21 protein-coding genes are annotated in these 26,110 nt (G+C 71.2%); 14 read left to right on the forward strand and 7 right to left on the reverse strand.

Annotated features, from left to right (window positions below):
• Positions 1–134: 134 nt before the first annotated feature.
• The 5 genes from OV090_RS02905 to OV090_RS02925 all read left to right on the forward strand — a co-directional run bounded on the left by OV090_RS02905 (position 135) and on the right by OV090_RS02925 (position 5,118).
• Positions 135–1,436 (forward strand): 2Fe-2S iron-sulfur cluster-binding protein, encoded by a 1,302-nt coding sequence (locus tag OV090_RS02905; protein WP_267701916.1) that lies wholly within the window; start codon positions 135–137, stop codon positions 1,434–1,436.
• Between the two features lie 285 nt (positions 1,437–1,721).
• Positions 1,722–2,015 carry a (2Fe-2S)-binding protein gene (locus tag OV090_RS02910; protein WP_267701917.1) on the forward strand — a complete coding sequence of 98 codons (294 nt, stop codon included), beginning with the start codon at positions 1,722–1,724 and terminating at the stop codon, positions 2,013–2,015.
• Entirely contained in the window at positions 2,012–3,223 is a 1,212-nt protein-coding gene (locus OV090_RS02915; RefSeq protein ID WP_267701918.1) for an FAD-binding oxidoreductase, read from the forward strand. The genes OV090_RS02910 and OV090_RS02915 overlap by 4 nt, the downstream gene beginning before the upstream one ends.
• 387 nt (positions 3,224–3,610) lie before the next feature.
• Positions 3,611–4,426 (forward strand): MBL fold metallo-hydrolase, encoded by an 816-nt coding sequence (locus OV090_RS02920; RefSeq protein ID WP_267701919.1) that lies wholly within the window; start codon positions 3,611–3,613, stop codon positions 4,424–4,426.
• Between the two features lie 413 nt (positions 4,427–4,839).
• Positions 4,840–5,118, forward strand: a complete 279-nt coding sequence (locus OV090_RS02925) for a hypothetical protein (RefSeq protein WP_267701920.1) — start codon at positions 4,840–4,842, stop codon at positions 5,116–5,118.
• Positions 5,119–5,268: 150 nt separating this feature from the next.
• On the opposite strand, the gene mtaB is transcribed toward OV090_RS02925, so the two are convergent.
• The 3 genes from mtaB to OV090_RS02940 all read right to left on the reverse strand — a co-directional run bounded on the left by mtaB (position 5,269) and on the right by OV090_RS02940 (position 9,248).
• Positions 5,269–6,576: a tRNA (N(6)-L-threonylcarbamoyladenosine(37)-C(2))-methylthiotransferase MtaB gene (gene mtaB / locus OV090_RS02930; RefSeq protein WP_267701921.1), complete on the reverse strand. Its 1,308-nt coding sequence runs from the start codon at positions 6,574–6,576 to the stop codon at positions 5,269–5,271.
• Entirely contained in the window at positions 6,576–8,561 is a 1,986-nt protein-coding gene (locus tag OV090_RS02935) for a serine/threonine-protein kinase (protein ID WP_267701922.1), read from the reverse strand. The genes mtaB and OV090_RS02935 overlap by 1 nt, the downstream gene beginning before the upstream one ends.
• A gap of 93 nt (positions 8,562–8,654) precedes the next feature.
• Positions 8,655–9,248 (reverse strand): pseudouridine synthase, encoded by a 594-nt coding sequence (locus OV090_RS02940; RefSeq protein WP_267701923.1) that lies wholly within the window; start codon positions 9,246–9,248, stop codon positions 8,655–8,657.
• Positions 9,249–9,459: 211 nt separating this feature from the next.
• On the opposite strand from OV090_RS02940, the gene OV090_RS02945 reads away from it, so the two are divergent.
• Entirely contained in the window at positions 9,460–11,268 is a 1,809-nt protein-coding gene (locus tag OV090_RS02945) for an acyl-CoA dehydrogenase (protein WP_267701924.1), read from the forward strand.
• 232 nt (positions 11,269–11,500) lie between these two features.
• On the opposite strand, the gene OV090_RS02950 is transcribed toward OV090_RS02945, so the two are convergent.
• The 3 genes from OV090_RS02950 to OV090_RS02960 form a co-directional block, all read right to left on the reverse strand.
• A complete protein-coding gene (locus tag OV090_RS02950) occupies positions 11,501–13,030 on the reverse strand; it encodes an ABC transporter substrate-binding protein (RefSeq protein WP_267701925.1) in 1,530 nt (509 codons plus the stop codon).
• A 65-nt stretch (positions 13,031–13,095) separates the two neighbouring features.
• Positions 13,096–13,959 carry a tetratricopeptide repeat protein gene (locus OV090_RS02955; RefSeq protein ID WP_267701926.1) on the reverse strand — a complete coding sequence of 288 codons (864 nt, stop codon included), beginning with the start codon at positions 13,957–13,959 and terminating at the stop codon, positions 13,096–13,098.
• Positions 13,960–14,016: 57 nt separating this feature from the next.
• On the reverse strand, positions 14,017–16,092 hold the full coding sequence (locus tag OV090_RS02960; RefSeq protein WP_267701927.1) for a serine/threonine-protein kinase: 2,076 nt from the start codon (positions 16,090–16,092) through the stop codon (positions 14,017–14,019).
• Positions 16,093–16,235: 143 nt separating this feature from the next.
• On the opposite strand from OV090_RS02960, the gene OV090_RS02965 reads away from it, so the two are divergent.
• The 4 genes from OV090_RS02965 (at position 16,236) to OV090_RS02980 (ending at position 19,377) form a co-directional block, all read left to right on the forward strand.
• Positions 16,236–17,696, forward strand: a complete 1,461-nt coding sequence (locus OV090_RS02965; RefSeq protein WP_267701928.1) for a leucyl aminopeptidase family protein — start codon at positions 16,236–16,238, stop codon at positions 17,694–17,696.
• 11 nt (positions 17,697–17,707) lie between these two features.
• On the forward strand, positions 17,708–18,394 hold the full coding sequence (gene ung, locus OV090_RS02970) for a uracil-DNA glycosylase (protein ID WP_267701929.1): 687 nt from the start codon (positions 17,708–17,710) through the stop codon (positions 18,392–18,394).
• A gap of 323 nt (positions 18,395–18,717) precedes the next feature.
• Positions 18,718–18,912 (forward strand): hypothetical protein, encoded by a 195-nt coding sequence (locus OV090_RS02975; RefSeq protein WP_267701930.1) that lies wholly within the window; start codon positions 18,718–18,720, stop codon positions 18,910–18,912.
• 81 nt (positions 18,913–18,993) lie between these two features.
• Entirely contained in the window at positions 18,994–19,377 is a 384-nt protein-coding gene (locus OV090_RS02980) for a hypothetical protein (protein ID WP_267701931.1), read from the forward strand.
• A 235-nt stretch (positions 19,378–19,612) separates the two neighbouring features.
• Here OV090_RS02980 and OV090_RS02985 read toward each other — a convergent pair whose 3' ends face one another.
• Positions 19,613–20,536: a hypothetical protein gene (locus tag OV090_RS02985; RefSeq protein WP_267701932.1), complete on the reverse strand. Its 924-nt coding sequence runs from the start codon at positions 20,534–20,536 to the stop codon at positions 19,613–19,615.
• Positions 20,537–20,696: 160 nt separating this feature from the next.
• Here OV090_RS02985 and OV090_RS02990 point away from each other — a divergent pair, with 160 nt between their 5' ends.
• The 4 genes from OV090_RS02990 to OV090_RS03005 all read left to right on the forward strand — a co-directional run bounded on the left by OV090_RS02990 (position 20,697) and on the right by OV090_RS03005 (position 26,094).
• Positions 20,697–22,247, forward strand: coding sequence for a sigma 54-interacting transcriptional regulator (locus tag OV090_RS02990; RefSeq protein ID WP_267701933.1), 1,551 nt, complete (start codon positions 20,697–20,699; stop codon positions 22,245–22,247).
• Between the two features lie 184 nt (positions 22,248–22,431).
• A complete protein-coding gene (locus tag OV090_RS02995; RefSeq protein WP_267701934.1) occupies positions 22,432–24,000 on the forward strand; it encodes a hypothetical protein in 1,569 nt (522 codons plus the stop codon).
• Between the two features lie 455 nt (positions 24,001–24,455).
• Positions 24,456–25,085 (forward strand): hypothetical protein, encoded by a 630-nt coding sequence (locus OV090_RS03000; RefSeq protein WP_267701935.1) that lies wholly within the window; start codon positions 24,456–24,458, stop codon positions 25,083–25,085.
• Positions 25,075–26,094: an amidohydrolase family protein gene (locus OV090_RS03005; protein WP_267701936.1), complete on the forward strand. Its 1,020-nt coding sequence runs from the start codon at positions 25,075–25,077 to the stop codon at positions 26,092–26,094. The genes OV090_RS03000 and OV090_RS03005 overlap by 11 nt, the downstream gene beginning before the upstream one ends.
• The last annotated feature ends 16 nt before the right edge of the window (positions 26,095–26,110 follow it).

The following is a 26,110-nucleotide window of genomic DNA, read 5'->3' on the forward strand; positions in this document are numbered from 1 at the left end:
GCCGCCATCGCCTCCCCGGTGATGTTCGGCCGCGTCGGCGAGCTCGCGCTCCCGCCAGGGCTCGTGACCGAGGGCAAGCGGCGCGCCCGCGGGCGCCCATGTCCCCGCGCGGCGCGGCGTGCTATCGCAGGCGCGTGCCCAAGGCACCATTGCTCGCACCGCCCGGGCCCCCGACGATCTCCTTCTACTGGGACGGCGCCCCGGTCGCCGCTTGCCCCGGCGACACCGTCGCCTCCGCGCTGATCGCCGCCGGCGAGCTCGCCACCAGCCGCAGCGCCAAGTACCGCCGGCTGCGCGGCCCCGCCTGCCTGCACGGTGGCTGCGGCACCTGCCTCGTGCGCGTCGACGGTCGGCCCAACCAGCGGGCCTGTCTCACGCCTGTCCGCGAGGACATGCGCGTCGAGCCGCAGAACACCTACGGCGGCCTCGACCCGACCGCCCTCGTCGACCAGGTGTTCCGCCGCGGCATCGACCACCACCACCTCGTCGTCTACCCGCGGATCGCCAACCAGATGATGCAGGGCGTCGCCCGCGAGCTGGCCGGCTTCGGCGAGCTGCCCGACGCGCCGCCCGAAGACGTCCCCGGCGTCGTTGACCACGCCCCCGAGGTCCTGGTCATCGGGGCAGGTCGCTCGGGCCGCGCGCTCGCTACCTCTCTGGCCGCCGCCGGCCACCCGCCGCTGGTCGTCGAGCGCCGCCCCGCCGCCGCCCTCGCCGGCAGCGATCTCCCGGCCCGGCTCCTCGCCGGCGTCGGCGTGTTCGCCTGCTACCCGCAGGAGCGGCTGTGGGCCGCCGCCTCCGAGCAGCCGCCGGTGCTCCACCGCCTGCGCCCGCGCCACGTCGTGCTGGCCGTCGGCGCCCACGAGCCGACCATCCCCCTGGCCAACAACGACCTCCCGGGGGTCGTGTCCGCACGTGGCCTCGCGGACATGCTCGAACAGACAGGTCGCAAGCTCAGCGCGCGCGTCGTCGTCATCGGCGAGGGCGCCCGCGCCGAGCTGCTCGCGAGCACCCTCGCCGCCGAGCGGGTCCCGCCGGCCCGCGTGCGCAAGCTGATCGGCGCGCGTCGGGTCAAGGGCGTCCAGCTCGAGGACGGCAAGATCCTCCGCTGCGACCTCGTCGCCCTCGCCCCCGACCCCGCGCCCGCCTTCGAGCTGGCCGCCCAGGCCGGCGCCCCGATCCACTTCACCGGGGCCGGCTTCGCCCCCGTCGTTGACGCCGACGGCCGGATCGCCGCCGGCCCGGCCGCGCACCCGCTCGAGGCCGAAGGCGCCCAGACGGCCCCGCCTCCGCCGTGGACGCTGTGGGCCGTCGGCGAGCTGGCCGGCGCCACCACGCCCGCCGAGATCCGCGGCACCGTCGACCGCTGCGCCGCGGCCCTGGTGCGCGCGCTCGCCGAGTCACCTGCCCCGAAGGACAGCCATGACCGCGCCTGAGCCCCGCGTCCGCGATCTGTCCCGTGGGACAGGCCCGAGCACCCGGGCCCACCAGTCGTCCTCGACTGCCGAGCTCGCCGGGCTTTCGACTGCCGAGCTCACAGCCCCAGCCGCCCCCGCGCACGAGCCGTCACCAGCAACTGCCGAGCTCGCCGAGCCCGCGACGGCCGAGCCCGCTCGCCTGTCTCCCGGGCCAGCCGCCGGCGACCTGTCCTTGCGGACATCCTGTCGGCGCTCGCCTCCCCTGTCGCCGCCGACCTCCCTCCTGCCCCCGCGAGGCCTGCCATGACCGCGCGCACCTTCGTCTGTCGCTGCGAGGACGTCACTCTGACGGAGATCGAGCGGGCCATCGCCGCCGGTCTGTCCGACGTCGAGGAGATCAAGCGCTACACCGGCCTCGGCACCGGGCCGTGCCAGGGCAAGGAGTGCCTGTCGGCGCTGGGGCGGCTGCTCGTCGCCCGCAACCTGATCGCGCCCGCCGCCCTGCGCCCGTTCACCGCCCGCCCGCCGGTCGAGCCGGTGACCTTCGGCGCCCTCGCGGCCGGCGCCACCGACCACCCGGAGGATCCGTCGCCATGACCGTCGCGATGGGCCGCGCCGACACTCCGCTGCCGGCCGACGTCGACGTCGCGGTGATCGGCGGCGGCATCATGGGCCTGGGGCTCGCCTACCACCTGGCCCTGCTGTCCGGCGGCAAGGGCAAGCAGCCGCTGTCGGTCGCGGTCATCGAGCGCAGCTACCTCGTCAGCGGCGCCTCCGGCCGCAACGGCGGCGGCGTGCGCATGCAGTGGGGCGACGCTGGCAACGTCCGCCTGATGATGGACAGCATCGAGCTGTGCAAGGACCTCGCGCAGCAGCTCGGCATCAACTTGTGGTTCCGCCAGGGCGGCTACCTGTTCCTCGCCCGCACCGAGGCCGGCGAGCGTCGGCTCGAGCGCAACGTCCAGCTCCACGGCGAGGTCGGGGCGCCGACCCGCCTGCTCACCGCCGCCGAGGCGCAGGCGATCGTCCCCCAGCTCGACGTCGCCGAGGTCCGGCTCGCCACCTTCAACCCCGAAGACGGCGTCGTGTTCCCGTGGGCCTTCGTGTGGGGCTACGCCGCCAAGGCGGTCGAGCGCGGCGTCGTCCTGCGCACGCACACCAGCGTCGTCCGCGTCGAGCCGCTGGCCCAGGGCTTCGCGCTGCACCTGCACACCGGCGAGGTCGTGCGCGCGCGCCGGGTCGTCAACGCCACCGGCGCCTGGTCGGGCGCGCTCAACCACCAGCTCGGCATCGACCTGCCCAACCGCCCGCACCGCCACGAGATCCTCTCGAGCGAGCCGCTCAAGCCGTTCCTCGATCCGCTGGTCGTCGACCTCTCGAGCGGCCTCTACTTCTCCCAGAGCACCCGCGGCGAGCTCGTCACCGGCATCAGCCTGCCCGACGCGCCCGACGGCAGCGACGAGAGCCTCACCCTCCACTCCAGCCTCCGCTTCCTCACCCACCTCAGCGCCACGCTCACGCGCCTGATGCCGATCACCGCGGCGATGAAGGTCCTGCGGCAGTGGGTCGGTCCCTACGACGTCTCGCCCGACGGCGACGCGATCGTCGGCCCCAGCCCCGGCCACCCCGACTTCATCCAGGTGTGCGGCTTCACCGGGCACGGCTTCATGATGGCGCCCGCGGTGGGTCGGCTGCTGGCGCGCTGGCTCGCCCTCGGCGAGGCCCACCCGATGCTGGCGCGCTGGTCCCCGGGTCGCTTCGCCGCCGGGGGTGTCGCCCGCCGCGAGGACATGATCATCGGCTGACTCGCCGGGATCGGCCCCGCAAATAAACCCGTGCGCCTCGCCATGAACCGGTAGCCACGCGCGAATTCGGCGGCGCCGCCTCACGCGCCCCGCGCGATGTGGGCCCGAGTCGCCCCCGCCAGGGTCGGCTTCGCGACGGGTCTTATGCCGCTCCGCCGCGGCTTCCGGGCGATTGGCGGCGGAAAACCCCGGCGTTTCCCGACTCCCCGCCGGCCGTCCAGCGCCCCGCGAACCAGGTTGCGACCGCCCGGTGCGCCTGCCCCTCGGCGGCCGGACTGCGATATCATCTCCGTCCGACCTCCGAGGTGCCATGGGCCCGTGCTTGCCAGCCGAATTTGTTCTGCCCTATCATCGGCGAAACATGCAGCCAGCGAAGGATAGCGCCCCATGGAAGTGACTTTCTGGGGCACCCGGGGCAGCATTCCAGTTTCCGGGCCGCGGTACGCAGAGTTCGGCGGCAACACGCCCTGCCTTCAGATTTCGCTCGAGAGCACGACGGACACCGTCATCCTCGATTCGGGCTCGGGCATCCGTGAGCTCGGCATCCGCCTCGTGCAGACTCGAGCCGCGCACTCGCGGGTCATTCACCTGTTTCTGACCCACGCTCACTGGGATCACATCCAGGGCTTCCCGTTCTTCCCGCCGGCCTTCATGCCGGACTTCCGGCTCCACATCTACTGCACGAAGGACGCGCGAGCGGTCCTCGACCGGCAGATGTCGACGCCGTTCTTCCCGGTCGGCCTCGACGTGATGGGCTCCACCAAGCTCTTCCATCACCTGCTGCCGCAGGAGGTCACGACCATCGCCGAGGCGACGCTGCGGCACATCCCGCTGCCGCACCCGCAGGAGAGCACCGCGTTCCGCGTCGACGAGCGCGGCAAGTCGGTCGTGTTCGCCACCGACACCGAGCACGCGCCCGACCACATCAACGAGACCCTGCGTGACCTGGCCGAAGGGGCAGACGTCCTGATCTACGACGCCCAGTACACCTCCGAGGAGTACAGCGCCGGCAAGCAGGGCTGGGGTCACAGCACCTTCGCCGAGGCCGTCAAGCTGGCCCGCGCCGCCCGCGTCGGCAAGCTCGTCCTCTACAGCCACGACCCGGCCCACGACGACGAGATGCTGCGCAAGATCGAGGCGGCCGCCCAGGAGGCCTACCCCGGCACCGTCGCCGCCCGCGACGGCATGAAGCTGAAGCTCTGAGCCGACTGGCCGCCAGGACATGTCCTCGCGGCCAGCTCGGCGGTGCCGTCCGTCCGGCTGAGCTCGCATGTCGCAGCACGAGATCGAAGACACCGTCGCCGACTCGCTGCGCGTGCTCCACGAGCACCACCGCGGCGACGACCACTGCGGGTGCGCGGTGATCGGCAGGCGGTAGGTGAAGCGCCGCGCGATCAGGATGTCGAAGACCGGCCCACCGTCGGTCACGAGAACGGTTTCCTCCTCGAGGGCGCCCTGTACTGCGACGCCGGCACGCCGCTGTGGCACGAGCTCGCCGCCGCCGGGGTGCTGCGAGGCGCCGACGCCGAACCGCCGCGGCCGCTGCCCCTCGGCGCCGTCGCGCTGCAGGTGACGCGGGCGGCCGAGCCGATCGACGACCGCGACCTGATCGCCAGGTGGATCAACTTCGGCCCGCGAATGCTGTTCCCGAAGACCCGGCACGTGCACAAGGGCGAGCTGGTGGCCCCGAACCCGTTCACGGGCGACCCGATCGTCGCCCCGAAGACTGCGTCCTCCCGGCCGAACCGACGGTCGCAGAGCTCGCCGCCATCCCCGACGCAGTCGCGCTGCGCGAGCTGGCCCGCCGCGTCGACGCCATCAACGTCCCGGTCCACTACGACTACCGCCCGCCGCGCGAGCTCTGGTCCGAGGCCGAAGCCTGGTTCTGGGGCTGACCTGCCGCTCGCGCGCGTCGGCTCCGGCGCGCCGTTCGTGCTCGCCAGAGTAGTGACCGACGCGCCGACCATGCTCGCGGCGCATCACCTGTCCCGAAGTTCCGAACGGGATCGTCCGCGCCTGGGCCCGCAGCGGCTCGCGCCGCGCGCTCACGCGACCAGTCGACCGACCGCGAGCGGCCCGTCGGCGTTCTCGACCTCGATTTGCGTCGCCCGGCCGAGCAGCGCGTCGTCTCCGGCCGCCAGCACCGTCAAGCCGTTGCCGGCCCGACCGACCAGCAGCCCCGTCCGCCGGTGTCGCGTCCGGTGCACGACCACCGGCAGGGTGCGCCCGACCTGCGCCGCCGCGAACGCCCGCTGCTTCGCCGCCGACAGCGCCCGCAACGCCGCCCCGCGCTGCTGCTTGACCGCCGCATCGACCTGTCCCGAGAGACAGGCAGCATCGGTGCCCGCGCGCGGTGAGTAGGCGAACACGTGCAGGTACGCCAGCGGCAGCGCGGCCAGCAGCGCGTGCGTGGCCGCGAACGCCTCGTCCGACTCCCCGGGGAAGCCGACGATCACGTCGGTGCCGACGCCGATCCCCGGCACCGCCCCGGCCAGGCGAGGCACCAGCGCCTGCAGGTCGGCGGCGGTGTGCGCCCGACGCATGCGCCGCAGCGTGTCGTCGTCGCCGCTCTGCACCGGCAAGTGGAGGTACGGACACAGCCGCGGATCCGTCGCCAGCAGCGTCACCAGGTGATCGTCGACTTCGTGCGGATCGACCGAGCCGAGGCGCAGCCGCGCCGGCCCGAGCTGCGGCAGCAGCTCCGCGACCAGCGACGACAACGTGCTGCGCGGCCGCAGGTCGCGGCCATAGATCCCGAGGTGGACCCCGGTGAGCACCACCTCCGGCACCCCCGCCGCGACCAGCTCGTCCAGCTGCGCCCGCACCTCCGCCGGCGGCACGCTCACGCTGCGCCCGCGCACCTGCGGCACGATGCAGAAGCTGCAGCGGTAGTCGCAGCCGTCCTGGATCTTCAGGTACGCCCGGCTGCGCCGCGGGTCGGCGGCCGGGCGCAACCGGGCCGCGCGGACGCGCCGCAGCAGGTCGACCGGGGCCACGTGGATCTCCGGGACATGTTCCTCCGAACATGTCTCTCCGAGCACCTCGAACAGCCGCTCCTTCTCGCGGTTGCCGACCACCAGCGTCACCCCGGGCAGCGCGGCCGCCTCCGCGGGGGCGGCCGTCGCCCAGCAGCCGGTGACGACCACCTTCGCCCCGGCGCGCGCGGCCCGGCGCACGTGCTGGCGCGCGTCGGCGTCGGCCTCGTGGGTGATCGTGCAGGTGTTGACGATCACGACCTCGGGCGCGGCCTCGGCGTCGACCACGGTGTGGCCGGCCGCGCGGGCCATCTGCTCGAGGGCGTCGGACTCGAACTGGTTGAGGCGACAGCCGAGCGTGCTGAACGCGACGCGCATCAGAGCGGCACGACGATCGTGAACTCTTGCGGCGTCTTGCGGGTGTTGACGAACCGGACCTTGGTCTTGAAGGCCCGCGCCAGGCACTTCGCCTCCGCGCTCGTGTCGTCGGAGGTCGCCTCGGTCACGCGCCCCTTGGGGCCGTCGACCTTGAGCCGCAGCTTGTAGGTCTTGCCCTTCGGCGTGCTGATCGTCCGGCAGGTCTCGAACTCGGCGCGGTAGCTCTTCAGCGCCTGCGAGCGCTCCATCGGCCCCAGCACCTCGGGCCAGTTGGCCGACACTTCCTCGCCCTTCGGCGCGGCCGGCTCGCTCTTCTTGACCGTGGTCGTCTTCTTGGGCTCGGTGGCCTTCTTGCCCGGGTCCTTCTTCGCGTCGTCGTCGACCACGATCGGCGCGTCGTCGGCCTTCTTCGGCTCCGGCGTCGGCTCGACCTTCGTCTCCGGCGGCGCCTCGATCTTCGCCTCCGGCGGCGTCTCGACCGGCTTCGGCGCCTCGGGCGAGCCCGCCGTGACCGCCGCGACCTCGCTCGGCTTGTCGACCGGCTGCGGCTTCGGATCGTCGCCGCGGCTGAGCGCGCACACCAGGCCGACCACCAGCACCAGCACCGCCGCGCCGAGGCCGATCACCAGGCGCGACAACATCTGCGCGTCCATCGTGCCGCCGCGCCACGGCAGCGACAGCGACGTCGGCCGCAGCCCCGACGCGCTGCTGTTGAGTCCTTGCGTCAGCAACGAATCGTCCGGCGTCACCGGGTTGGGCACGGCCACGCCCGCCGGCATGCTGACCCCGACGGCCAGGCGCGCCGCGTGGGCCGCCGCCTCGAGGTTGGTCGTGGTCCGCCCGGCGTCCGGCCCGGCGGCCCCGCGCGGCGTCGCTACGATGGCTTCGATCAGCTCGCCCATCGTCTGGTAACGCTGCGTCTTGTCCTTCTCCATCGCCCTCAGGATGACCGCCTCGACCTCGACCGGAATGTCGGCCTCGGGCGCCAGCTGCCGCGGAGGCACCGGCTTGGCGTTCACCTGCTGCGACAGCACCCCGTACATCGTCTTGTCGGTGAACGGGAGGTTGCCGGTGAGCAGCTGATAGAGGATGCAGCCGACCGCATAGATGTCCATGCGCTGGTCGGCCGGGTCGCCGTGGATCTGCTCGGGCGCCATGTACTCGGGCGTGCCGATCAGCGCGCCGACCTGCGTCAGCGGGTTCGTGCCGCCGTCGCGGTTCTCCTCGAGGAACTTGGCGATCCCGAAGTCGAGCACCTTGACGAAGTCGCGGATGCCGTTGCGCTGGATCAGGAAGACGTTCTCCGGCTTCATGTCCCGGTGGATGATCCCGTGCGCGTGGGCGGCCTGCAGCGCGCGGCAGATCTGCAGCAGCACCCGGCGGGCCCGCGCCCACGACATCGGCCCCTTCTTGAGGACTTTGCCGAGGTCCTCGCCCTGCAGGTGCTCCATGGCGAAGAACACCTGGCCGTTGGGCATCGCCCCGAAGTCGGTGATGTCGATGACGTTCTCGTGGCCGATCGTCGACGCCGCCCGGGCCTCGCGGAGGAACCGCTTCACCTGGTCGGGGCGGTTGGTGTAGGCCGGGTTCAGGACCTTCACGGCCACCTTCTTGCCGAGCGCCACGTGCTCGGCGAGGTAGACCTTGCCCATCCCGCCCTTGCCGATGAGATCGAGGATCCGGTAGCGGTCGGCCAGCACCTGGCCGAACAGCGCGTCGCGCTTGGCCGCCGTCGCCTTGGCCTTCAGGCTCTTGGCCGCGGTGCGCTCGACGGTGTCCTCGTCTTCGGCCTGGGGCTCGCCGTCCACGCTGGTCGGCTGCCCGTCGAGCTCGACCTCGCCGGACGCCCGTCCGAGCTCGATCGAGAAGTGGGCCGCCGAGACCTGGTTCTCGAGCGCTGCCTCATACTCCTCTGCGAGGTCGTCGTCGCCGCCCATCTCGTGCGAGACCACGGGCGTCGGCGGGAGCGAGTCCGGAGGATCCACGATGACCGCGGTCAACCGCGGCCCCGATCGATCCTCGCCAGCCTGGCCGGAGTCGCGGCTCCCTTCGTTCGTCGCCATCGCGCTCGTCGGACGCTAGCACGGCCGCCGCGGGCGGAAAAGCTGGCGCTGACCCCGGGGCCGCGCTTCGTCGGCCGACAGCGCCCGCCATTGCCCGGGCGCGAGGCCCTCGAGGGTCCAGGGTCCGATCGCCCAGCGGACCAGACGCAGCGTCGGCAACCCGACCGCCGCGGTCATGCGCCGTACCTGGCGGTTTCGGCCCTCGCGCAGGACGAGCTCCAACCAGCAGGTCGGGATCGACAGGCGCGTGCGAATCGGCGGCGTTCGCTCCCACAGCGGCGGTGGGTCGACGAGCCTCACCTCGGCGGGGGCGGTCGGGCCGTCACGGAGGACCAAACCGGCCCGCAGGCGCTCCAGCGCCGCTTCCTGGGCCGTCCCCTCGACCTGCACCCAATACGTCTTCGCCAGCTTGTGGCGCGGATCGCTGAGTTGGTGCTGCAGGGCCCCATCGTCGGTCAGCACCACCAGGCCCTCGCTGTCGAAGTCGAGGCGACCGGCGGCGTACACGCCGGGGACGTCGATGAAGTTCGCCAGCGTCGGCCGGCCTTCCCGGTCGGTGAATTGCGTCAACACCCCGTAGGGCTTGTTGAACAGGAGCACCTGCGCCACGCCGGCCAAGTGTGGGCCGCCTCGTCGCTCGCGGGGGTGCGTCGCCGACGATTGCATCCTCACGAACAGCGCAGACGCGACGGCGACGCCCGCTGGGGGCGCGATCCCCCGGACTTCGGCGCGAGCCCGTGCCTGTGGCCTGGACGCCCTCGGTTCGAGGAAGTACCACAGTGCGACGGCGCCTGCGCGCCGCGGCCCAAAGCGAGGAATCGTGAGCACCACCAGCTTCTCCGTCGACCTCCGCGATCTCCACTTCGTCCTCTTCGACCAACTCGCCGCGCACGAGCAGCTCGCCGCGATCCCGCGCTTCGCCGAGCTCGACCGCGAGGTCTACGAGGCCACGCTCGCGGAGGGCGAGCGCCTGGCGCGGGAGGTCCTGGCCCCGATCAATGCGCCCGGCGATCTCGCGGGCTGCAGCTTCGACGGCCAGGGCAACGTCACGACCCCGAAGGGCTATCGCGAGGCCTGGGAGGTCCTGCGCGAGGGTGGCTGGCTCGCGCCCTCGGCGCCGAGCGAGCTCGGCGGCAGCGGCCTGCCCTTCACGATCCACGTCAGTTTGAGCGAGATGCTGTGCGGCGCATGCATGGCCTTCATGATGTACGCCGGCCTGACCGTCGGCGCCGCGCGCGTGATCCTGGGCCACGGCCCGGAGGGCACGCGGGAGATGATCGCCCGCAAGATGTTCACCGGCGAGTGGGGCGGGACGATGTGCCTCACCGAGGCCGGCGCCGGCAGCTCGGTCGGCGACAACCGCTGCCGCGCCACCCCCACGGATGAGCCTGGCGTCTATCTGCTCGAGGGCGAGAAGATCTTCATCAGCGGCGGCGACCAGGACCTGACCGACAACATCGTCCACCTGGTGCTCGCCCGCACCCCGAACGCCGGCAAGGGCACCAAGGGGCTGTCGCTGTTCATGGTCCCGAAGTACGAGTTCGACGCCGGCGGCGCGCTCGGGGCCCGCAACGGCGCCAAGGTGCTGCGCATCGAGGAGAAGATGGGCATCCACGGCTCCTCGACCTGCGTCCTCGGCCTCGGCGGCGACCTCCCGTGTCGCGGCGTTCTGCTCGGCCAGGAGAACCAGGGCATCGAGCTGATGTTCCTGATGATGAACGAGGCGCGGATCGGCGTCGCCGTGCAGGGCCACGCGATGGCGGCCGCGGCCTACAACTACGCCCGCGGCTACGCGCAGGAGCGGATCCAGGGCCAGTCGATCCGCGAGGCCCGCAGCCAGGACGCGCCCAGCGTGGCGATCGTCCAGCACCCCGACGTGCGCCGCATGCTGATGACCCAGAAGGTCTACGCCGAGGCGATGCGGTCGCTGCTGCTGCGCATGGCGCTGGTCGTCGACCGCGAGCACGCCACCGAGGACCCGGCCGAGCGCGAGCGCCTGCGCGGCCGCATCGACCTGCTCACGCCGATCCTCAAGGCCACCTGCACCGACCTCGGCTTCGAGGTCGCCGTCGGCGCGGTCCAGGTCTACGGCGGCTACGGCTACATCGGCGAGTACCCCGTCGAGCAGCTCGTCCGCGACGTCAAGATCTGCTCGATCTACGAGGGCACTAACGGCATCCAGGCCATGGACCTGGTCGGCCGCAAGCTGCGGATCGGCGGCGGCGCGCTGTTCATCGAGTGGATGCAGGAGGCCCAGAGCCGGCTCGCCGCCGCCGCGGAGGCCGGCCTCGGCGGCCCCGCCGAGGCGATCGGCAAGGCAGTGCAGCTGCTCGCCGCCAGCGCGATGCACCTCGCGGGCCTCGGCAAGGCGCGCAAGGTCGAGGCGGCGATGATCCAGGCCGTCCCCTTCACGCGCATGTTCGGCCTGGTCCTGCTCGCCATCGAGTGCGTCGAGCAGGCGCTGGTCGCCGCCCGCCTCCGCCAGACCCGCGGCGACGAGCCGCTGCTGATCGGCAAGCAGCGCAACCTCGAGTTCTTCGTCGCCGCGATCCTCCCGCAGGCGATCGCCCTCGGCAAGAGCATCCAGTCGAACGACGAGAGCGCCCTCGACCCCTCGCTGTTCGTCTGAACTTTACGGCATGTCCGTGTGGACATGCCCTTTCATGCAGGGCCGTTCGGACATGTCCGAACGGCCCTGTCGCTTGCTCCGTCGACAAGCGACACGAGCAGCCTGACGACCGCAATTCTCGAGCGCTCATGGGCTCCCCACGCTGGGTCGCCTGCGCCAGGTCGGGCCCGAAAGCAGCATGACCGCCAGGACATGTCCTGGCGGTCACGCCTCTCGCGCGGGTGAGCGCGGCTCAGGGCGCGGGCGCCCAGGTGCCGGTGGCGCTGGGGCAGGCCGGCGCGTACACGGCGGTCTTCGTCCACCCGCCCTTGTCGTCGAGCGTGTAGGCGGCGATCGGGCTGCACACCTCGCCGCTGGCGTCGAAGTCGAGCGGGCCGGTGATGCCGACGAGGTCGACGGTCTTGCTCGACTGGAAGGCGGTGAGCGCCGCGGGCACGAACATCTTGGGGCCGACGCCGAAGTCGACCGGCGTGCCGGCCTTGTCGGACAGCTTCTTGAACGCGTCGGCGACGCGCAGGCCGACCACGATGTCGCCCGACTTCACGGCGGCCATGCCGAACAGCGACGCCATCGTCGCGTCGTAGGCGAGCGCGCCCTCGGGCGCGAGGTTCGCCTCACCGAGGCGCGTGCGCAGCTTGGCCAGCTGCGGCGTCTCGAGGTCGGGCGTGACTGCGACGACGATGCCCGCGAGGTCGGGGTCCTCGAGCGCCGCGACCGCCGGCATCGCCCGCTTGGTCACGTAGATCTTCTGCGGCAGCGGAGCGCCGGTGGTCTTGTAGTGCTTGATGATCTCGGCGACCTCGGACCGCCCGAGCAGGATCAGCATCGGCGGCTCGGCGAAGGTCTTGAGCGCCGTGTCGAGCTTGGCCTTGGCGCCCTTGGTGGCGTCGTCGAGCCCGCGGTACGAGGCGATGAACTGGCTGCCCGGGACCTGCGGGATCTGGCTCGGCCCGCTCGTCTCCTCGGTCGCCACCGCGTTGTAAAGGCTGAGCCCGTACGCGTCCTCCGACAGCAGCAGGATCGCGTTGGCCGTCGGGTCGCCGGCGAAGTCGGCCCCGATGCGCTCGCCCAGCGCCGGGCCCTGGAACTTCGCGCCGGCCATCGCCTGGAACACCAGGCCGCTGCCGGTCGAGGTGTCGAGCTCGCTCATGTCGGCCGTGATCATCGGCCCCATCGTGAACGCGTTGACGCCCTGGGCGAACGTCACTTGATCGACCACCGCAGTGAACTCGACGTCGTCGGCCGGGCCGATGAGCACCGGGATCGTCAGCGTGTCGCCGAGGTGGCGCGCGGCCGACGTCGCCGCCGCGACCTCGCTCTGGGTGTCGCACACCACCAGCGCGATCTTGTCGCCGTTCGGCAGCTCGCCGCTGGCGTTGAACTCCTCGACCGCCGCCAGCACGCCCTTCTCCATCTCGAGCCCGAGGTCGGCGTCGGCGCCGGTCTTCGGCAGCATCACGCCGATGAACGCGACGTCGTCGCTGATCTCGCCGCCGGGGTAGATGGGTGCGCCGCACTCGTCGGACTCGGTCGAGGCGCACTCGCGCGGCGCACTCGAGGTCGCGCAGATGTACGACTCGCCGAGGCCCGCGCACTGCGAGTTGGCGTCACAGCCCTTCTCGCGGATCTTGCAGACGTTGGCCGCGCAGTACATCGGCTTGTTGTCGTCGAAGAACGCCGCGCAGTCGGCGTCCTCGTAGCACTCGGTGAAGTCGAGGGTCGCCGAGCACGCGCCCGCGATCACCCCGAGAGCGCCGCACACAGAGAACCGGACAAGCAGATGCGAGAAGACTGACGACATGGTCGCAAAGCTCCAGCGTTCGCGGCTCAGAAGCGGTAGACGTAACCGAGGCCGAGCTGGCTCGGCGAGACCTTGGGCTGCATCGCCTGCACGGCCTTCGACTTGCGGGCCTTCGGCACCAGCAAGAGCACCATGCCGACCACCGCGAGCACGCCGCCGGCGATGAACAGCCCGTCGGCGGTGGCCGCCAGCGACTTGCCCTTCTGACCGGCCTCGCGCTGGTCGTCGAGCGTCTCCGCGGCCTCGAACTTGTTCTCCTGGCCCTTGGCCAGCCCGCCCGCGACCCCGCCGCCAATCAGCAGCGCCGCGCCGACGCCGAACATCGTGTAGCCGATCGGCTTCAGGATCTTGGCCTTGCTCTGCCCCGCCTTGTCGGCGCCGGGCGGCGGCTGCGGCCCCGGCTGCGGCCCGACCTGCTGGCCCGCCTCGGGCTGCTTCGGCTCGGGCTGCTTCGGCTTCGACTTGGCCTCTTCCTTCTCGCGGATCTCGACGATCTTCTCGAGCGTGGCGAGCCGCTGCAGCGCCGTGTCGCGCAGGCCGATGTCGACCGACTCGTCGGCGATGAACTTCTGGTAGTAGGCGATCGCCGCGTCGACGTTGTTGGCCTGCTCTTGGATGCGGCCGATGTTGAACAAGATCGCCGGGTCGGGCTGCAGCGCGTAGGCCCGCTCGAACAGCGCCACCGCGCCCGCGTAGTCCTTCTCGCGGTACTTGGCGCGCGCCTGCTCGGCCAAGCTCTCGAAGGTCTCGCCGTTCGCGTCGGTGGGCGGCGGCTGGGCCAGCGCCGCGCGCACGGCGATCGGGACGTACACCGCAGCCGCCGCCGAGCGGGCGGGCATGCTCGAGGCGAGAAACGCAGCGGCCACGAGAGTGACGATCGGCTTCTTCATGGGGGGCCTTCAGGGCGGGGTCGTCACGCGCGACCCGCACGAACCGAGAGCTAGAGACTAACGCTTTTTGCTCGGACCGACCGGCAACAAATCGTCTTCCGGCGCGGGGTTGGGCTTCTGCTTGACCTGCCCGTCGGGCGGTTTTTTGGTCCCGCCCCCGGGAGGCCGCTTGCTGCCCCCGCCCGTCGGCGTCTTCGGCTGCTCGACCGGCGGCTGCGGGTTCGCCGGCGCCCCCGTCCGGGTCAGCAGATAGTCGTAGGGCTGATCCTTGGCCGCGCTGACGCTCAGCGCGGTCTGCATCGGCCCGTAGCCGGGCGCGGTCAGCGAGATGTTGTATTTGCCGGCGTGCAGCGGCACGTCGATCGGGGTCGAGCCGAGCGGTCCGCCGTCCAGCGTGACCTCCGCGGTCACCGGGGCCGAGCGGATCGTGATGATCGCAAACCCCATGTCCGGGTTGAGGTTGGGGTAAAGCCCCTTGATGCGCTGCTTGGCCTCCTCGTTGCCGGCGTCGAGCGCCAGCACGTCGCGGTAGCCCTTGACCGCGCTGATGCGGTCGCCGTCGCGCTCGTGCTTGCGCGCGCTGGCCAGCGCCTTCATGACCTCGAGGCGGGACCGCAGCTCGTCGGCGCGGTCGGACAGCTCCGGGTCGCGGGCGAACTCCTCCTCGGCGCTCTCGAGCTTGCGCTCCGCCTGCGGCAGCTTGCCCTCGTCGATGAGCTGCGCGATCTTGTCGAGGTTGCCCTCGAGCTGCTCGCGCCCGCCCTCCTCGCGGGTCGCCACCTCGGGCCGCTCGGTCTCCGCCTCGGCCGGACCGCTGCCGCTCAGCGCGTAGAACAGCAGCGCGATCACCGTCAGCGCCGCGACCCCGCCGTAGACCAGGTTCAGCGTGCGCTGCCGGGCGGCGGCCTCCTGGGCCTGCGGGCCGACGACGAGCAGCGTGCGCCCGTCCTGGCTCTGCACCAGGCTCCCACCCTCCAGCGGGATGCCCTGAGCCTTGAGTTGGTCGAGGGTCGCCTGCGGGAACTGAGCCGTGATGGGCATCACCGACGACGGCATCGTCTGCGGCCCGCCCGGCGCGCCCGGCATCCCCTGCGCAAGCGGCGCGGCGGCAACGGCCGGTGCCGACCGCGGCCGGCCGAACGTGCCGACCACGATGTTCTCCGGCGACGGGATCGGCTTGCTGTGCTCGGTGGTGCTCTGCGGCTCCTCCGGCTCCAGCGGCTCGGTCCGCGGCTGCGCCCGCGGCAAGCGGAACATCGAGAACGGCACCTGATCGATGAGCCCCTCGACGACCTCGTTGGCGTCGCGTGGGCGCCGCTCCCGGCTCTTTTCGAGGCACCGGCTGATGAGCTCCAGCACCCCCTCCGGGGCCCCGCTGTCGGCCGGCAGCAGCTCCTGGATCGGCTGCGGCTTCTCGTGGACGTGCTTGTACAGGACCGACGCGTCGTTGTCGGCCTGGAACGGCATCACCCCGGTCAGCATGAAGTAGAACAGGATGCCGACCGCGTAAACATCGACCCGCTGGTCGATCTTCTCGCCCAGGATCTGCTCGGGAGACAGGCAGGTGGGCGTGCCGAGGACGTTCTGCTTGGTGATGTCGGACGAGCCGGAGACCAGCTTGGCGAGCCCGAAATCGAGGATCTTGACGTAGTTGGCCCGCCCCTGCCGCTCGCACAGCATGATGTTGGCGGGCTTGATGTCGCGGTGGATGATCCCGCGCGAATGGGCCTCGCCGAGGCCTTTGAGCACCTGCGCCGCGATCGGCACGAAGTCGGCGAGCGTGAGGTGGTTGCGGCGGCGGACGAAGCGGTCGAGCGTCTCGCCCTGGACGTACTCCATGACGATGAACGCGCGGCCGTCCACCTTGCCGAAGTCGTGGATGGTCACGATGTTCGGGTGCTGCAGGCTGGACAGCCCGCGGGCCTCGCGTTCGAAGCGGGCCAGGGCCTCCGAGTCGCCGACCCAATCGGGGGCCAGCACCTTGAGGACCACCGGGCGATTCAAGTCGATCTGCGTCGCCTGGTACACGACGCCCATCCCACCGCGGCCGAGCCGGCGCTCGATCAAGTAGCGCCGAGCGAAAGTCGTCCCCAGCAGGGGGTCTGCTTGTGCTTGGTCTTCCGGTTTGCTCATGGCTTCTCGGGGGACCCTGTGACGTTAACACACCTTCCCCCGGTGTTGCGCGTCTTCGGCAAAACCCGGCGGCAGTCGCCGCAATGGCGCGCGCGTAGAGGCGCAGGACGACGCAGTCGACGGCTTGTGGCATGCTCCCGGCCGTGCCCACGACCCTGAGCTTCGCCCCGACCATTCCCGCTCTGCTCCACGGCAGCCGCGCCGTCCTCGTCGTCGCGGCGGCAAACGTCCTCACCGGTGAGTTGCCGGTGTTCTTGCCGGCGCCGGCGCAGGCGCTGCTCGCCGAACTCGCGCGTGACACCAAGCCCGGCGAGCTCGGAGCCGTCTCGGGCACGCTCACCGGGCTGCCGGAGCCGCGACGCCTGCTCCTCGGCGTGCTCCCCGACCACGGTTCTCGCTACAATTCGCCGAGCCGCGCCGAGAGTGTGCGCCGCGTCGTGGCGGCCGCGGACCTCGGCGGCAGCAAGGCCGGAATCATCGTCATCCTGCCGGATCCCGCGCACCTGCTCGCCACCATCAACGCCGTGGGCCGCGCCCTCCCGCTCTATTCGAGCAAGAGCGGCGCGTCCAGCGGCGCCGAGGTCCAGATCCTCGCGCTCGACCCCGCCGGGCGCCCGATCCCGATCCCGCCCGAAGTCGAGTCGACGATGCACGCGACGCGGATCGCCGCACTCCACGTCGACACGCCGCCGACCGAGCTCAATCCCGAGGAGTTCGCAGCTCGCGCGCGTGAGCTGTTGACCGCGATTCCACGCGTCGAGCTGCGCGAGATCGTCGGCGACGCCCTGCTCCAGGAGGGCCTGGCCGGCATCCACGCCGTCGGCCGCTGCGCGGTCAAGCCGCCGCGCATGCTCATCGCCCAGTACACGCCGGCCGCCGGCGGCGGCCGCTCGATCGCCCTGGTCGGCAAGGGCATCACCTACGACACCGGCGGCCTCAGTCTCAAGATCAGCGGCGCCATGAACACCATGAAGGGCGACCTCGGCGGCGCGGCCGCCGTGCTCGGGGCCTTCTGCGTGCTGGCCGCCAATCATTGCAAGCACAAGGTCTCGCTGCTCCTCTGCATCGCCGAGAACGCGGTCGGCCCTGGCGCCTACAAGCCCGACGACATCCTCCGCCTGCACTCCGGCAAGACGGTCGAGATCAACAACACCGACGCCGAGGGCCGCCTCCTGCTCGCCGACGGCGTCAGCTACGCCGCGCGAGCCCTCGGCGCCGAGATCGTGTTCGACGCCGCCACCCTGACCGGCGCCCAGATGATCTCGACCGGCCTGCTGCACGCCGCGGTCGTCAGCAACGACGAGTCGCTCGAGCAGACCATCATCGCCGCCGGCAAGCACTGCGGCGACCTCGTCCACCCGCTGCCGTTCGCGCCCGAATTCTACAAGCAAGAATTCGAGAGTAATATCGCAGATATGGTCAATTCTGTAAAGAATCGCATGAACGCCCAGTCGGCCTGCGCGGCGCAGTTCGTCTACTGGCACATGGACGACACCAAGGCGCAGTGGTGCCACATCGACCTGGCCGGCCCGAGCTTCCCGAAGAACCGCGGGACCGGCTTCGGCGTGGCCCTGCTGTCCGAGACCGTGCGCCGGATCGCCTGAGGAGGTGCTGCATGTACGGCTACGGCAACTGGACCCTGCCCGGCAGCTGGCACGCGGCGCTGGCCGAAGAGATGGCCAAGCCATACTTCAAGGACCTCGTCGACTTCGTCAGCTATGAGCGCGAAAATAATACGGTTTATCCGCCCGAAGAGGACGTGTTTCGCGCCTTCGAGGCGACCCCCTTCGAGCAGGTCAAGGTCGTGATCCTCGGCCAGGACCCGTACCACGACGAGGGTCAGGCCCACGGTCTGTGCTTCTCGGTGCTGCCCGGGGTCAAGCCGCCCGCCTCTCTGGCCAACATCTTCAAGGAGCTCGCGGCCGACCTCGGGTCCGGCATCCCTCCGCACGGCAACCTGCAGCCGTGGGCCGAGCAGGGGGTCCTGCTGCTCAACACGGTCCTCACCGTCCGCGCCCACACCCCCGGCTCGCACAAGAACAAGGGCTGGGAGAAGTTCACCGACGCCGTCATCCGCGCCCTGAGCAGCCGCGGTGAGCCGGTGGTGTTCGCGCTGTGGGGTGACTTCGCCAGGAAGAAAGCCGCCCTCATCGACGAGCGCCGCCACCGCATCCTGGTCGCCCCCCACCCCTCGCCGATCCTCGGCAAGGGCCCGAAGTTCCTCGGCAGCCGGCCGTTCTCGGCCATCAACGCCGCCCTCGAGGACCTCGGCTACCCGGCGATCGACTGGCAAATCTTCTGACAGAAGCCGCCGCCACAGCCCCGGCCGTTGCCGGTGATGGCAAAGCGCCACCACCTCGACCCGCCGCCGCTTGCGGTACACGAAGAAGTACGGCAGCCCGGCGAGGAAACACCGCCGGGTGCCGAACAGATACGGCGGCCAGGCTCCGGGGAAACGCAGCATTGCCCCGAGTGCTCGCTGGAACTCGGCTTCCAATCGGTGAACGTGGACGGGCCCGAGTCGCGCGGCGAAGGCGCTGGCCTCTCGCATCTCCCGTTCGGCCTCCGGATGGAACCCGAGTTTTTTCCCCTGCTCTCTTTCGCTCGTCATGCTACGGAATCGGCATGACGACCCCTCCTTTTGCACGACGGCCTCCGCGGATCCTCACGGACGCGGATGGGGTGACCCTCCCGAAGGAGCTCAAGCATCGGCTGGCGGAGCTGGACCGCAGCGAGGTGGAGCTCCGGTCGGTAGAGGAGGTCTGGCAGAGCGTGTTCGGCCACGAGGCTCCGCCCGGGCTGAAGTCCCGCTCCCGCTGAGCACCCCGGCGATTCGCCGAAATTTTGTCCCCGTCGAAGTCGGCGGTTATCCTACATCACCCACACCGGAGTTTTTGTCGGATGACGCACGAACGACGCCAAGATCGCAGCGAAAACCCCTGGACCGCCGGGGATCTCTACCTTCGGGCCGTTGCCCAGCGGACCGGCCTGGAGCACCTCACGCTCGCCACCCGCGAGGGTCTGTTCCTCTCGGGCACCGGTGACAAGGACCTCGGCAGCCGCGTCGCCGCGGTCGCCCCCCTCTTCGTCGAGGAGCCCGCGACCCTGCGTGCCGGTATGATCGACGAACTGACCGACGGCCAGCCGATGCAGGTCTGGCGCGTCACCGTCCGCGACCGTCCCTTCTACCTCATCGGCTTCGGCGCCCTCACCGACATGTCCGAGGAGGTCCAGCACGCCTTCGACCGGATCTTCGCTCGTCCGGCCGCGCGCATCTCGAACTGAGATCGTCATCGCGTCACGACGCGCGCTCCGAGAGCCGCGACGATCTTCGTCGCGGCTCTTTGCGTTGGTCGCCTTCCGCCAGGGCCCCCCGCTCGACCTCGCGATCTCGCTGGCCGACCTCGCGGGACTTGAGCGATCGACCGCGACCTCTCGCGTCCCGCTCGCTCGACCTCGCATCGCCTCGCGCGAGCCGCGAGCAACTCTCGCGGCTCCTCGAGTGTGCGACCTCTCGACCTCAGGCCGGGATCACGCACACGCCGACATCGTCGGTGCCCGGCGGTGGGTCGGCGAAGAACGGCACGCAGTCTTCCGTCGGGGCGCAGTCGGCGTCGCCGCCGGACACCGAGCAGAAGGGCGTGCAGCAGCCCATCGCGCCCATGCAGCCTTCGACCGTCTCGGCGGCCTGGCAGCTGAAGCCGGCCAGGCACGCGTTGGTGTACTCGCACGGCGAGTTGTCGTCGCCGATGTTCTGGCCGGGGTCGGGGGTGAAGCAGATGAAGCCGCCGAACGACGAGTCGCCGTAGCAGCCCTGCATGTCTTCGCAGTCTTGCAGCAGTGGGTCGCACGACTGCAGGCACACCGGCAGCACGCCCTCGTTCGCCGACTCGAGGCAGAGCTCGCCCTCGCCGCACGTGTTGCCTTCGCCGCAGTACGCCGTGCAGGTCCCGCCCTGCCCGGTGGCGAAGTCGAAGTTCAGGCAGATCGTCCCCTTCGAGCAGTTGTCGAGCCCCGAGAACACCGACTCGCCCATGTCGATGTTGCACGGGTCTCCGACCGCGCCCGCGTTCATCGGCTCGTCGACGCACTTGTTGGCGTCCCAGTAGTTCGTCGCCATCGAGTCGTAGGCCACGCACTTCTGGCCTTCGGGACAGTCCTGGATCTTCGGGTTGCACATGCTCTCGCCGCCCTCGGTCGTGGTCGGCGATTCGGTCGTCGGCGAGACGGTGCTCGCCTCGCTGTCGGTCCCCGTGGCGGTCTCGGTGGTGGTCTCGGTGGCGGTCCCGGTGCTCGTCTCGCTGTCGGTCCCGGTGCTGGTCGTCGGCTCCGTGGTCGGAGTGGTCTCGGTCTCTTTCCCCATCCCGTCGTCGCCGCAGCCTGCGATCAGCAGCGCGCCGACGAGCGCAGTCCTCCCCAGCACCTTCGCGCGTCCCGACTTCATCATGGCGATTTTATCGCGAACGGCTCGCGCGGGCGTCAACGCCTGCATCCGCGCCGAGCCGCTCCGTCGCCCACGCGCGCGGCTCCAGCGCTGTCTTCACTGCAGCGCGGGAACGCACGCCTCGGTTTGAGCCACCGTCTCATTCTGATACACTGGTCGAATGGAGCCAGCAGCGCGCAAGAGACCGGCGAAGCCGAGCACCGGAGAGACACCGCCGCGGCGCACGCGGGTCGATCGCGACAGCGTGCTGTTCGCGCTCGGCGAGCTCGTGCGCCGCGAGGTCGACCTCGACGCCTTGCTGGCGCAGGTCATCGACACCGTCACCCGGGCCATGGACGCCGACCGCGGCACCTTTTACCTGGTCGATCGGGCCCGCGGTGAGCTGTTCAGCAAGGCCGCGCACTTGCCGGAGCTGCGCGAGATCCGTCTCAAGGTCGGCCAGGGCATCGCCGGCCACGTCGCACGCACCGGCGAGGCCATCAACCTCTCGCACACCGAGGGCGACCCGCGGTTTTACGGCGCCATCGATCGCGCCACCAACTACGCCACGCGCTCGATGCTGTGCGTCCCGGTGCTCGATCGCGCCGGCGAGATCCTCGGCGTCCTCCAGCTTCTCAACAAGAAGGGCGCCGCCTTCGACGACGACGACGAGGCCCTGCTGCGCGCGCTCGCCAGCCAGGTCGCCATGCTGGTCGAGAGCACCAGTCTTTACGGCCAGCTGCGGGCCCCCACCGGCGGACCGCTGCGCTACCGCTTCAACGGCGTGGTCGGCGGCGGCGCGCGGATGAGACGCGTCTACGATCTCGTGACACGGGCGGCGGGCACCGACGCCACCGTCCTCATCACCGGCGAGACCGGCACCGGCAAGGGTCTGATCGCGCGGGCGATCCACTACAACAGCCCGCGCGCCGGGCGGCCCTTCGTCGCCGTCGACTGCGCCTCGCTGCCGGCCACCTTGATCGAAAACGAGCTCTTCGGTCATGAGCGCGGCGCGTACACCGGGGCCGACCAGCGCAGCGTCGGCAAGTTCGAGGCCGCCGACGGCGGAACCGTCTTCCTCGACGAGCTCGGCGAGGTCCCGCTCACGCTCCAGAGCAAGCTGCTGCGCGTCCTGCAGGACCGCGAGTTCGAGCGGGTCGGCGGGCGCAAGACCCTCAAGGTCGACGTCCGGATCCTCGCTGCCACCAACCGCAACCTCGAGGACATGGTCGCCCGCCAGCGCTTCCGCGAGGACCTCTACTACCGCCTGCGCGTGCTCTCGCTGGCCATGCCGCCGCTGCGCGAGCGCGGCCCCGAGGACCTCGAGCAGCTCGCCTATCACTTCCTGGCCGGCTTCGCCCAGCGCCACAACAAGCAGGTCGTGCGCTTCTCCCCGCCCGCGCTCGCGCGGCTGCATGGGCACAGCTGGCCCGGCAACATCCGTGAGCTCGAGAACTGCATCGAGGGCGCGGTCGTCCTCAGCGTCGGCGACGCCATCGAGGTCGCCGATCTGCCGCTGCCCGCCGACCCGCGCGAGCTCCCGGCCGCGGGCCGCAAGGCCGGTCGCGGCGGGACCGACCTCGCCCGGCTGTCGTGGAACGAGATGGAGAAGCTCTACATCGAGGCCGTGCTGGCCGCCCACGACGGCAACCGCAGCGGCGCTGCCCGGGCCATGGGCATCGGTCGCGCCACCCTCCTGCGCAAGATCAAGACCCTCAAGATCCGCGCCTGACCTCGGGCCCGCACGGTCCGTTCGCCGCAGGTGCATCGTAACGATCCACCTGCCTCGCTTTGATACACCCCCGCTCCCATCGCTACCGCGACGTCCGCCGTTCACCCGCGCCACGACTCCGCAGCGGGCCCGTCACAGCGCCTGGCACGCCGGCTGCTAAGGGGTCTCGCGCAGGAGTCGAACGATGACAGCCAAGCCCGCCCCCACCACGCCCGCCCCCACCGACAACGCCTGGCGCCAGGGCAAGCCCGTGGAGGACCCCGAGAAGATGAAGCGCTGGGGCTTCATCACCGCCAAGCCCAGCGAGTACCTGATCCACGTCCGCCGCGGGCGGATCCGCCGCGCCAGCACCGGTCAGGGCGCGAGCTGCTTCAAGTGGCCGTGGGACAGCGTCGCTGTCATCCCGACCACCATCAACCGTCTGCAGTTCACCGCCGACCAGGTCACCCTGGAGAAAGTCGGCGTGCAGATCACCGGCCTCGCCGTCTACCGGATCGCCGAGCCCGAGCTGACCTTCCGCATGCTCAACTTCTCGTACAGCGAGCGGGCGCAGGAGAAGCTCGGCGAGATCCTCACCGAGATGTTCGTCGGCGCCACCCGCCGCCTCGTCGCCAACCTGCGCGTCGAGGACGCCATGACCCGCCGCAAGGAGTCGATCGCGCGCGAGCTCATGGCCGAGCTGGTCCCGATCGTCGAGGGCCGCGGCCGCACCGACGACACCAGCGCCACCGGCTGGGGCGTCATCATCGACACCGTCGAGATCCAGAACGTCCAGATCCTGTCGGACACCGTGTTCCAGGACATGCAGGCCAAGTTCCGCGCCGAGCTGGCGCTGCGGGCCCGCATGGCCGAGATGGAGAGCGCCCGCGAGATCGCCACGCTCGAGGCGACCTCGGCCCGCCAGATCGAGGAGGCCAAGATCGCCAGCGAGACCGCCACGCGCGAGCTCAAGGCCCAGGCCGAGAGCCGCACCATGCAGACCGAGCTGGCCGAGCACGCCAAGCGCGAGGAGCTGGCCGCGCACGCCGCCGAGGAGCAGCGCGTGCGCGACCAGATGCGGGCGATCGCCGAGCTCAAGGCCGCCACCGAGCTCGCCGAGGAGACGGCCGCGCGCGCGCAGTCGCGGGCGATCGCCGAGCTCAAGGCTGCCACCGAGCTCGCCGACGAGCGAGGCGCGCGCGAGCAGGCCCGCCTGCTCGGCGAGCTGCGCGCCAAAACCCAGCTCGAGCAAGAGAAGGCGGCCCAGGCCGAGGCCGTGCGGATCGCCCAGCTCGCGCGCGAGCGCAAGTACGCCGAGGCCGAGCGTCAGCTGCTCGAGGTCAAGCACGCCACCCAGCAGAAGGAGGTCGAGCTCGGCGCGCAGCTGGCCATGCAGCGCAACAAGGCCAACACCGAGCTCAAGGACCTCGAGAGCGCCGCGGCCGCGCGGCTCAAGGAGCGCGAGCTGCAGCTCGAGCGTCTGGCCGGCGAGGTGCGAGCGGCCGTCGCCCGGGCCGCGCGCGAGGTCGACAACCTCGTCTCGGACGACCGGATCCGCATGGCCCTGGTCGAGACCGGCCTGCCCGCGATCGCCGGCGCGTTCGCGCAGAAGTTCGGCGAGGTCAAGATCACCGCCTTCGGCGACGGCGCCGACCCGTCGGCCATGGTCGCCCGCGGGATGGGCGAGGTCCTCGCCCTCGCCCGCAAGGTCGGCGCCGACCTGCTCACCCCGCCCGCCGCGCCTGTCCCCGCGGACAGCCAGGCCGAGCGCTGAGCGACGACCCCGCCGCGGCCCGCGAGGGGCGTCGCTCGCGGCGACGCCCCTCGCGCCGTTCCCCGTAGTCGTCTTCGACCTGTCTCTCCGGACATCTCGCGCGCGCTCGGGCCGCGGCTGTGTTCAACCTGTCCCTTTGAACATATCGCGCTCCGACCGCGCCATACTCGACCTGTCTCTCCGGACATCTCGACCGCGCAGATCCACCCGTCATCGTTCAGGTGGATCACCTGCCCCTTCGGACATCCTCGAGGCGCGGCGCTCACCGGCTCGCCGCCTGTCCCTTCGGACATCCCATCTCCGCTCCCCGCGGGCGGCGCCTGCGCCTGCGTTCGCGGCTCGCCCGGTCCCTTCCTCACCAGACCTGCGACTGTCCCCTCGCCTCGGTCTGCGCGACGCGCCTCGATTGCCGGGCGCGGTCCGGGGTCCACGTTTGCCTGAACTCTGGATCACCGATGACCACGCCAGCTCCGACCTCGGCCGCCGCGCGCTCGACCTGTCTCTTGCGACATGTCGCCATCCTCTCCGCGCTCGCCGCCTGCGACCTCGTGCCGCGAGACGGCGACGACCCCGGCACCACCACCGCCGCCTCGACCACCGGCGCTGCTGCCTGCCCGCTCAACGACGCCTGGGAGCCCAACGACGAACCCGACGATCCGACCGACGTCGCCTGGAGCGGCGTCAGCGAGTGGTCCGCCTACCACGAGGTCACCGACGCCTACCTCTGCCCCGGCGAGGACGACTGGTACCGCTTCGACGTCGCCAGCCTCGGTTACGGCGTCCACTACCTCTACGTGCGCGCTCTGGTGAGGGACGCCGGCCTGTGCGGGGCCGCGTGCGGGGAGCCCGTGCTCGCGCCCGGCCCCGACAACGCCATGACCATCGAGGTCTACCGCGCCGATACGCACGAGCCCTTGACCGCGCAGACGGCCGACGGTGGCGTGCTCGCGCTCGGTGGTTACGGCGACGACTACGCCGGCACTCTGCTGGTCCGCGTCCACAGCGACACCGCGACCGCCGAGTACCCCTATCGCCTGAGCGTCGAGCTCCGCAACTACGAAGGCGAGGACGAGTGTGAGTGCTGAAGCCTCGGCGGGGCGCGTCGCGGTCGCGCTTCTCGCCGGCCTGGCGATCGCCTGCGGCGTCCCGACGCCGACCGGGACCACCGGCATCGACGACGAGCCCGCCGCGCGCGACCGCGTCGACGTCCACGTCCACCTCGTCGGCGGTGCAGTCGACGAGCTGCTCGCCGCGCTCGATCGCAACGCCATCGCCGCCGCCGTCGTGATCGCCTCGCCGCACCTCGATCCCGCGCTCGGCCTCGCTCCTGGCCCCGACGCGCGCATGCACGGCTGGCGCGAGGCCAACGACGCCCTGCTCGCCGCCACCGCGGCCCACCGCGCGCGCCTGTTCCCGTTCGTCGCAGTCGAGCCGGCCGAGGTCGACATCCCCGCGCTCGAGCGGTGGTTTCAGGGCGGTGCTCGCGGCGTCAAGCTGTACTTCGGCCACCAGAAGCTGCACGCCCGCCCGCTCGACGATCCGGCCCACGCCTCGCTGTTCGAGTGGCTCGAGCAGCGCTCCGTGCCCGTGCTCGTCCACGTCAACACCGTGCGCTACCGCGACGAGCTCGCCCGCGTGCTGCGGGCCCACCCGCGCCTCGAGCTGGTCTGCGCGCACCTGTGCGGCAGCCGCACCGACCTCGATCGCCTCGCCGGACTCCTGCGCGAGTTCCCGCGGCTGCGCGTCGACACTAGCCACGGCGCCGGCCTGCCCGGCGTCGACGGCTTCACCGCCATCGAGGAGGATCGGGATCGGCTGCGCGCTCTCATCGAGATCCAGCCCGAGCGGTTCCTGTACGGCTCCGACCTCGTCACCGCCCCCGGCGACCTCGACGCCGCGCGCGCCTGGGACCTGCAGCTCGCCGCCAACCTCGGCCTGCTCGAGCGCGAGCGGTTCGAGTTCTGGCGCCACGCCGCCCGGATCGGCGCGCTCACGCCCGGCGTCTACCACGGCCTCGCGCTCCCCGAGCCCGCCGTCTCCCGCGTGCTCGCCGGCAACGCCCGCGCCTGGCTCGGCGCCTACCGATCCCCGTAATTTCAGAGCATGTCTC

The sequence above is a fragment of the Nannocystis sp. RBIL2 genome (genome assembly GCF_026626745.1).
Classification (GTDB): Bacteria; Myxococcota_A; Polyangia; order Nannocystales; family Nannocystaceae; genus Nannocystis.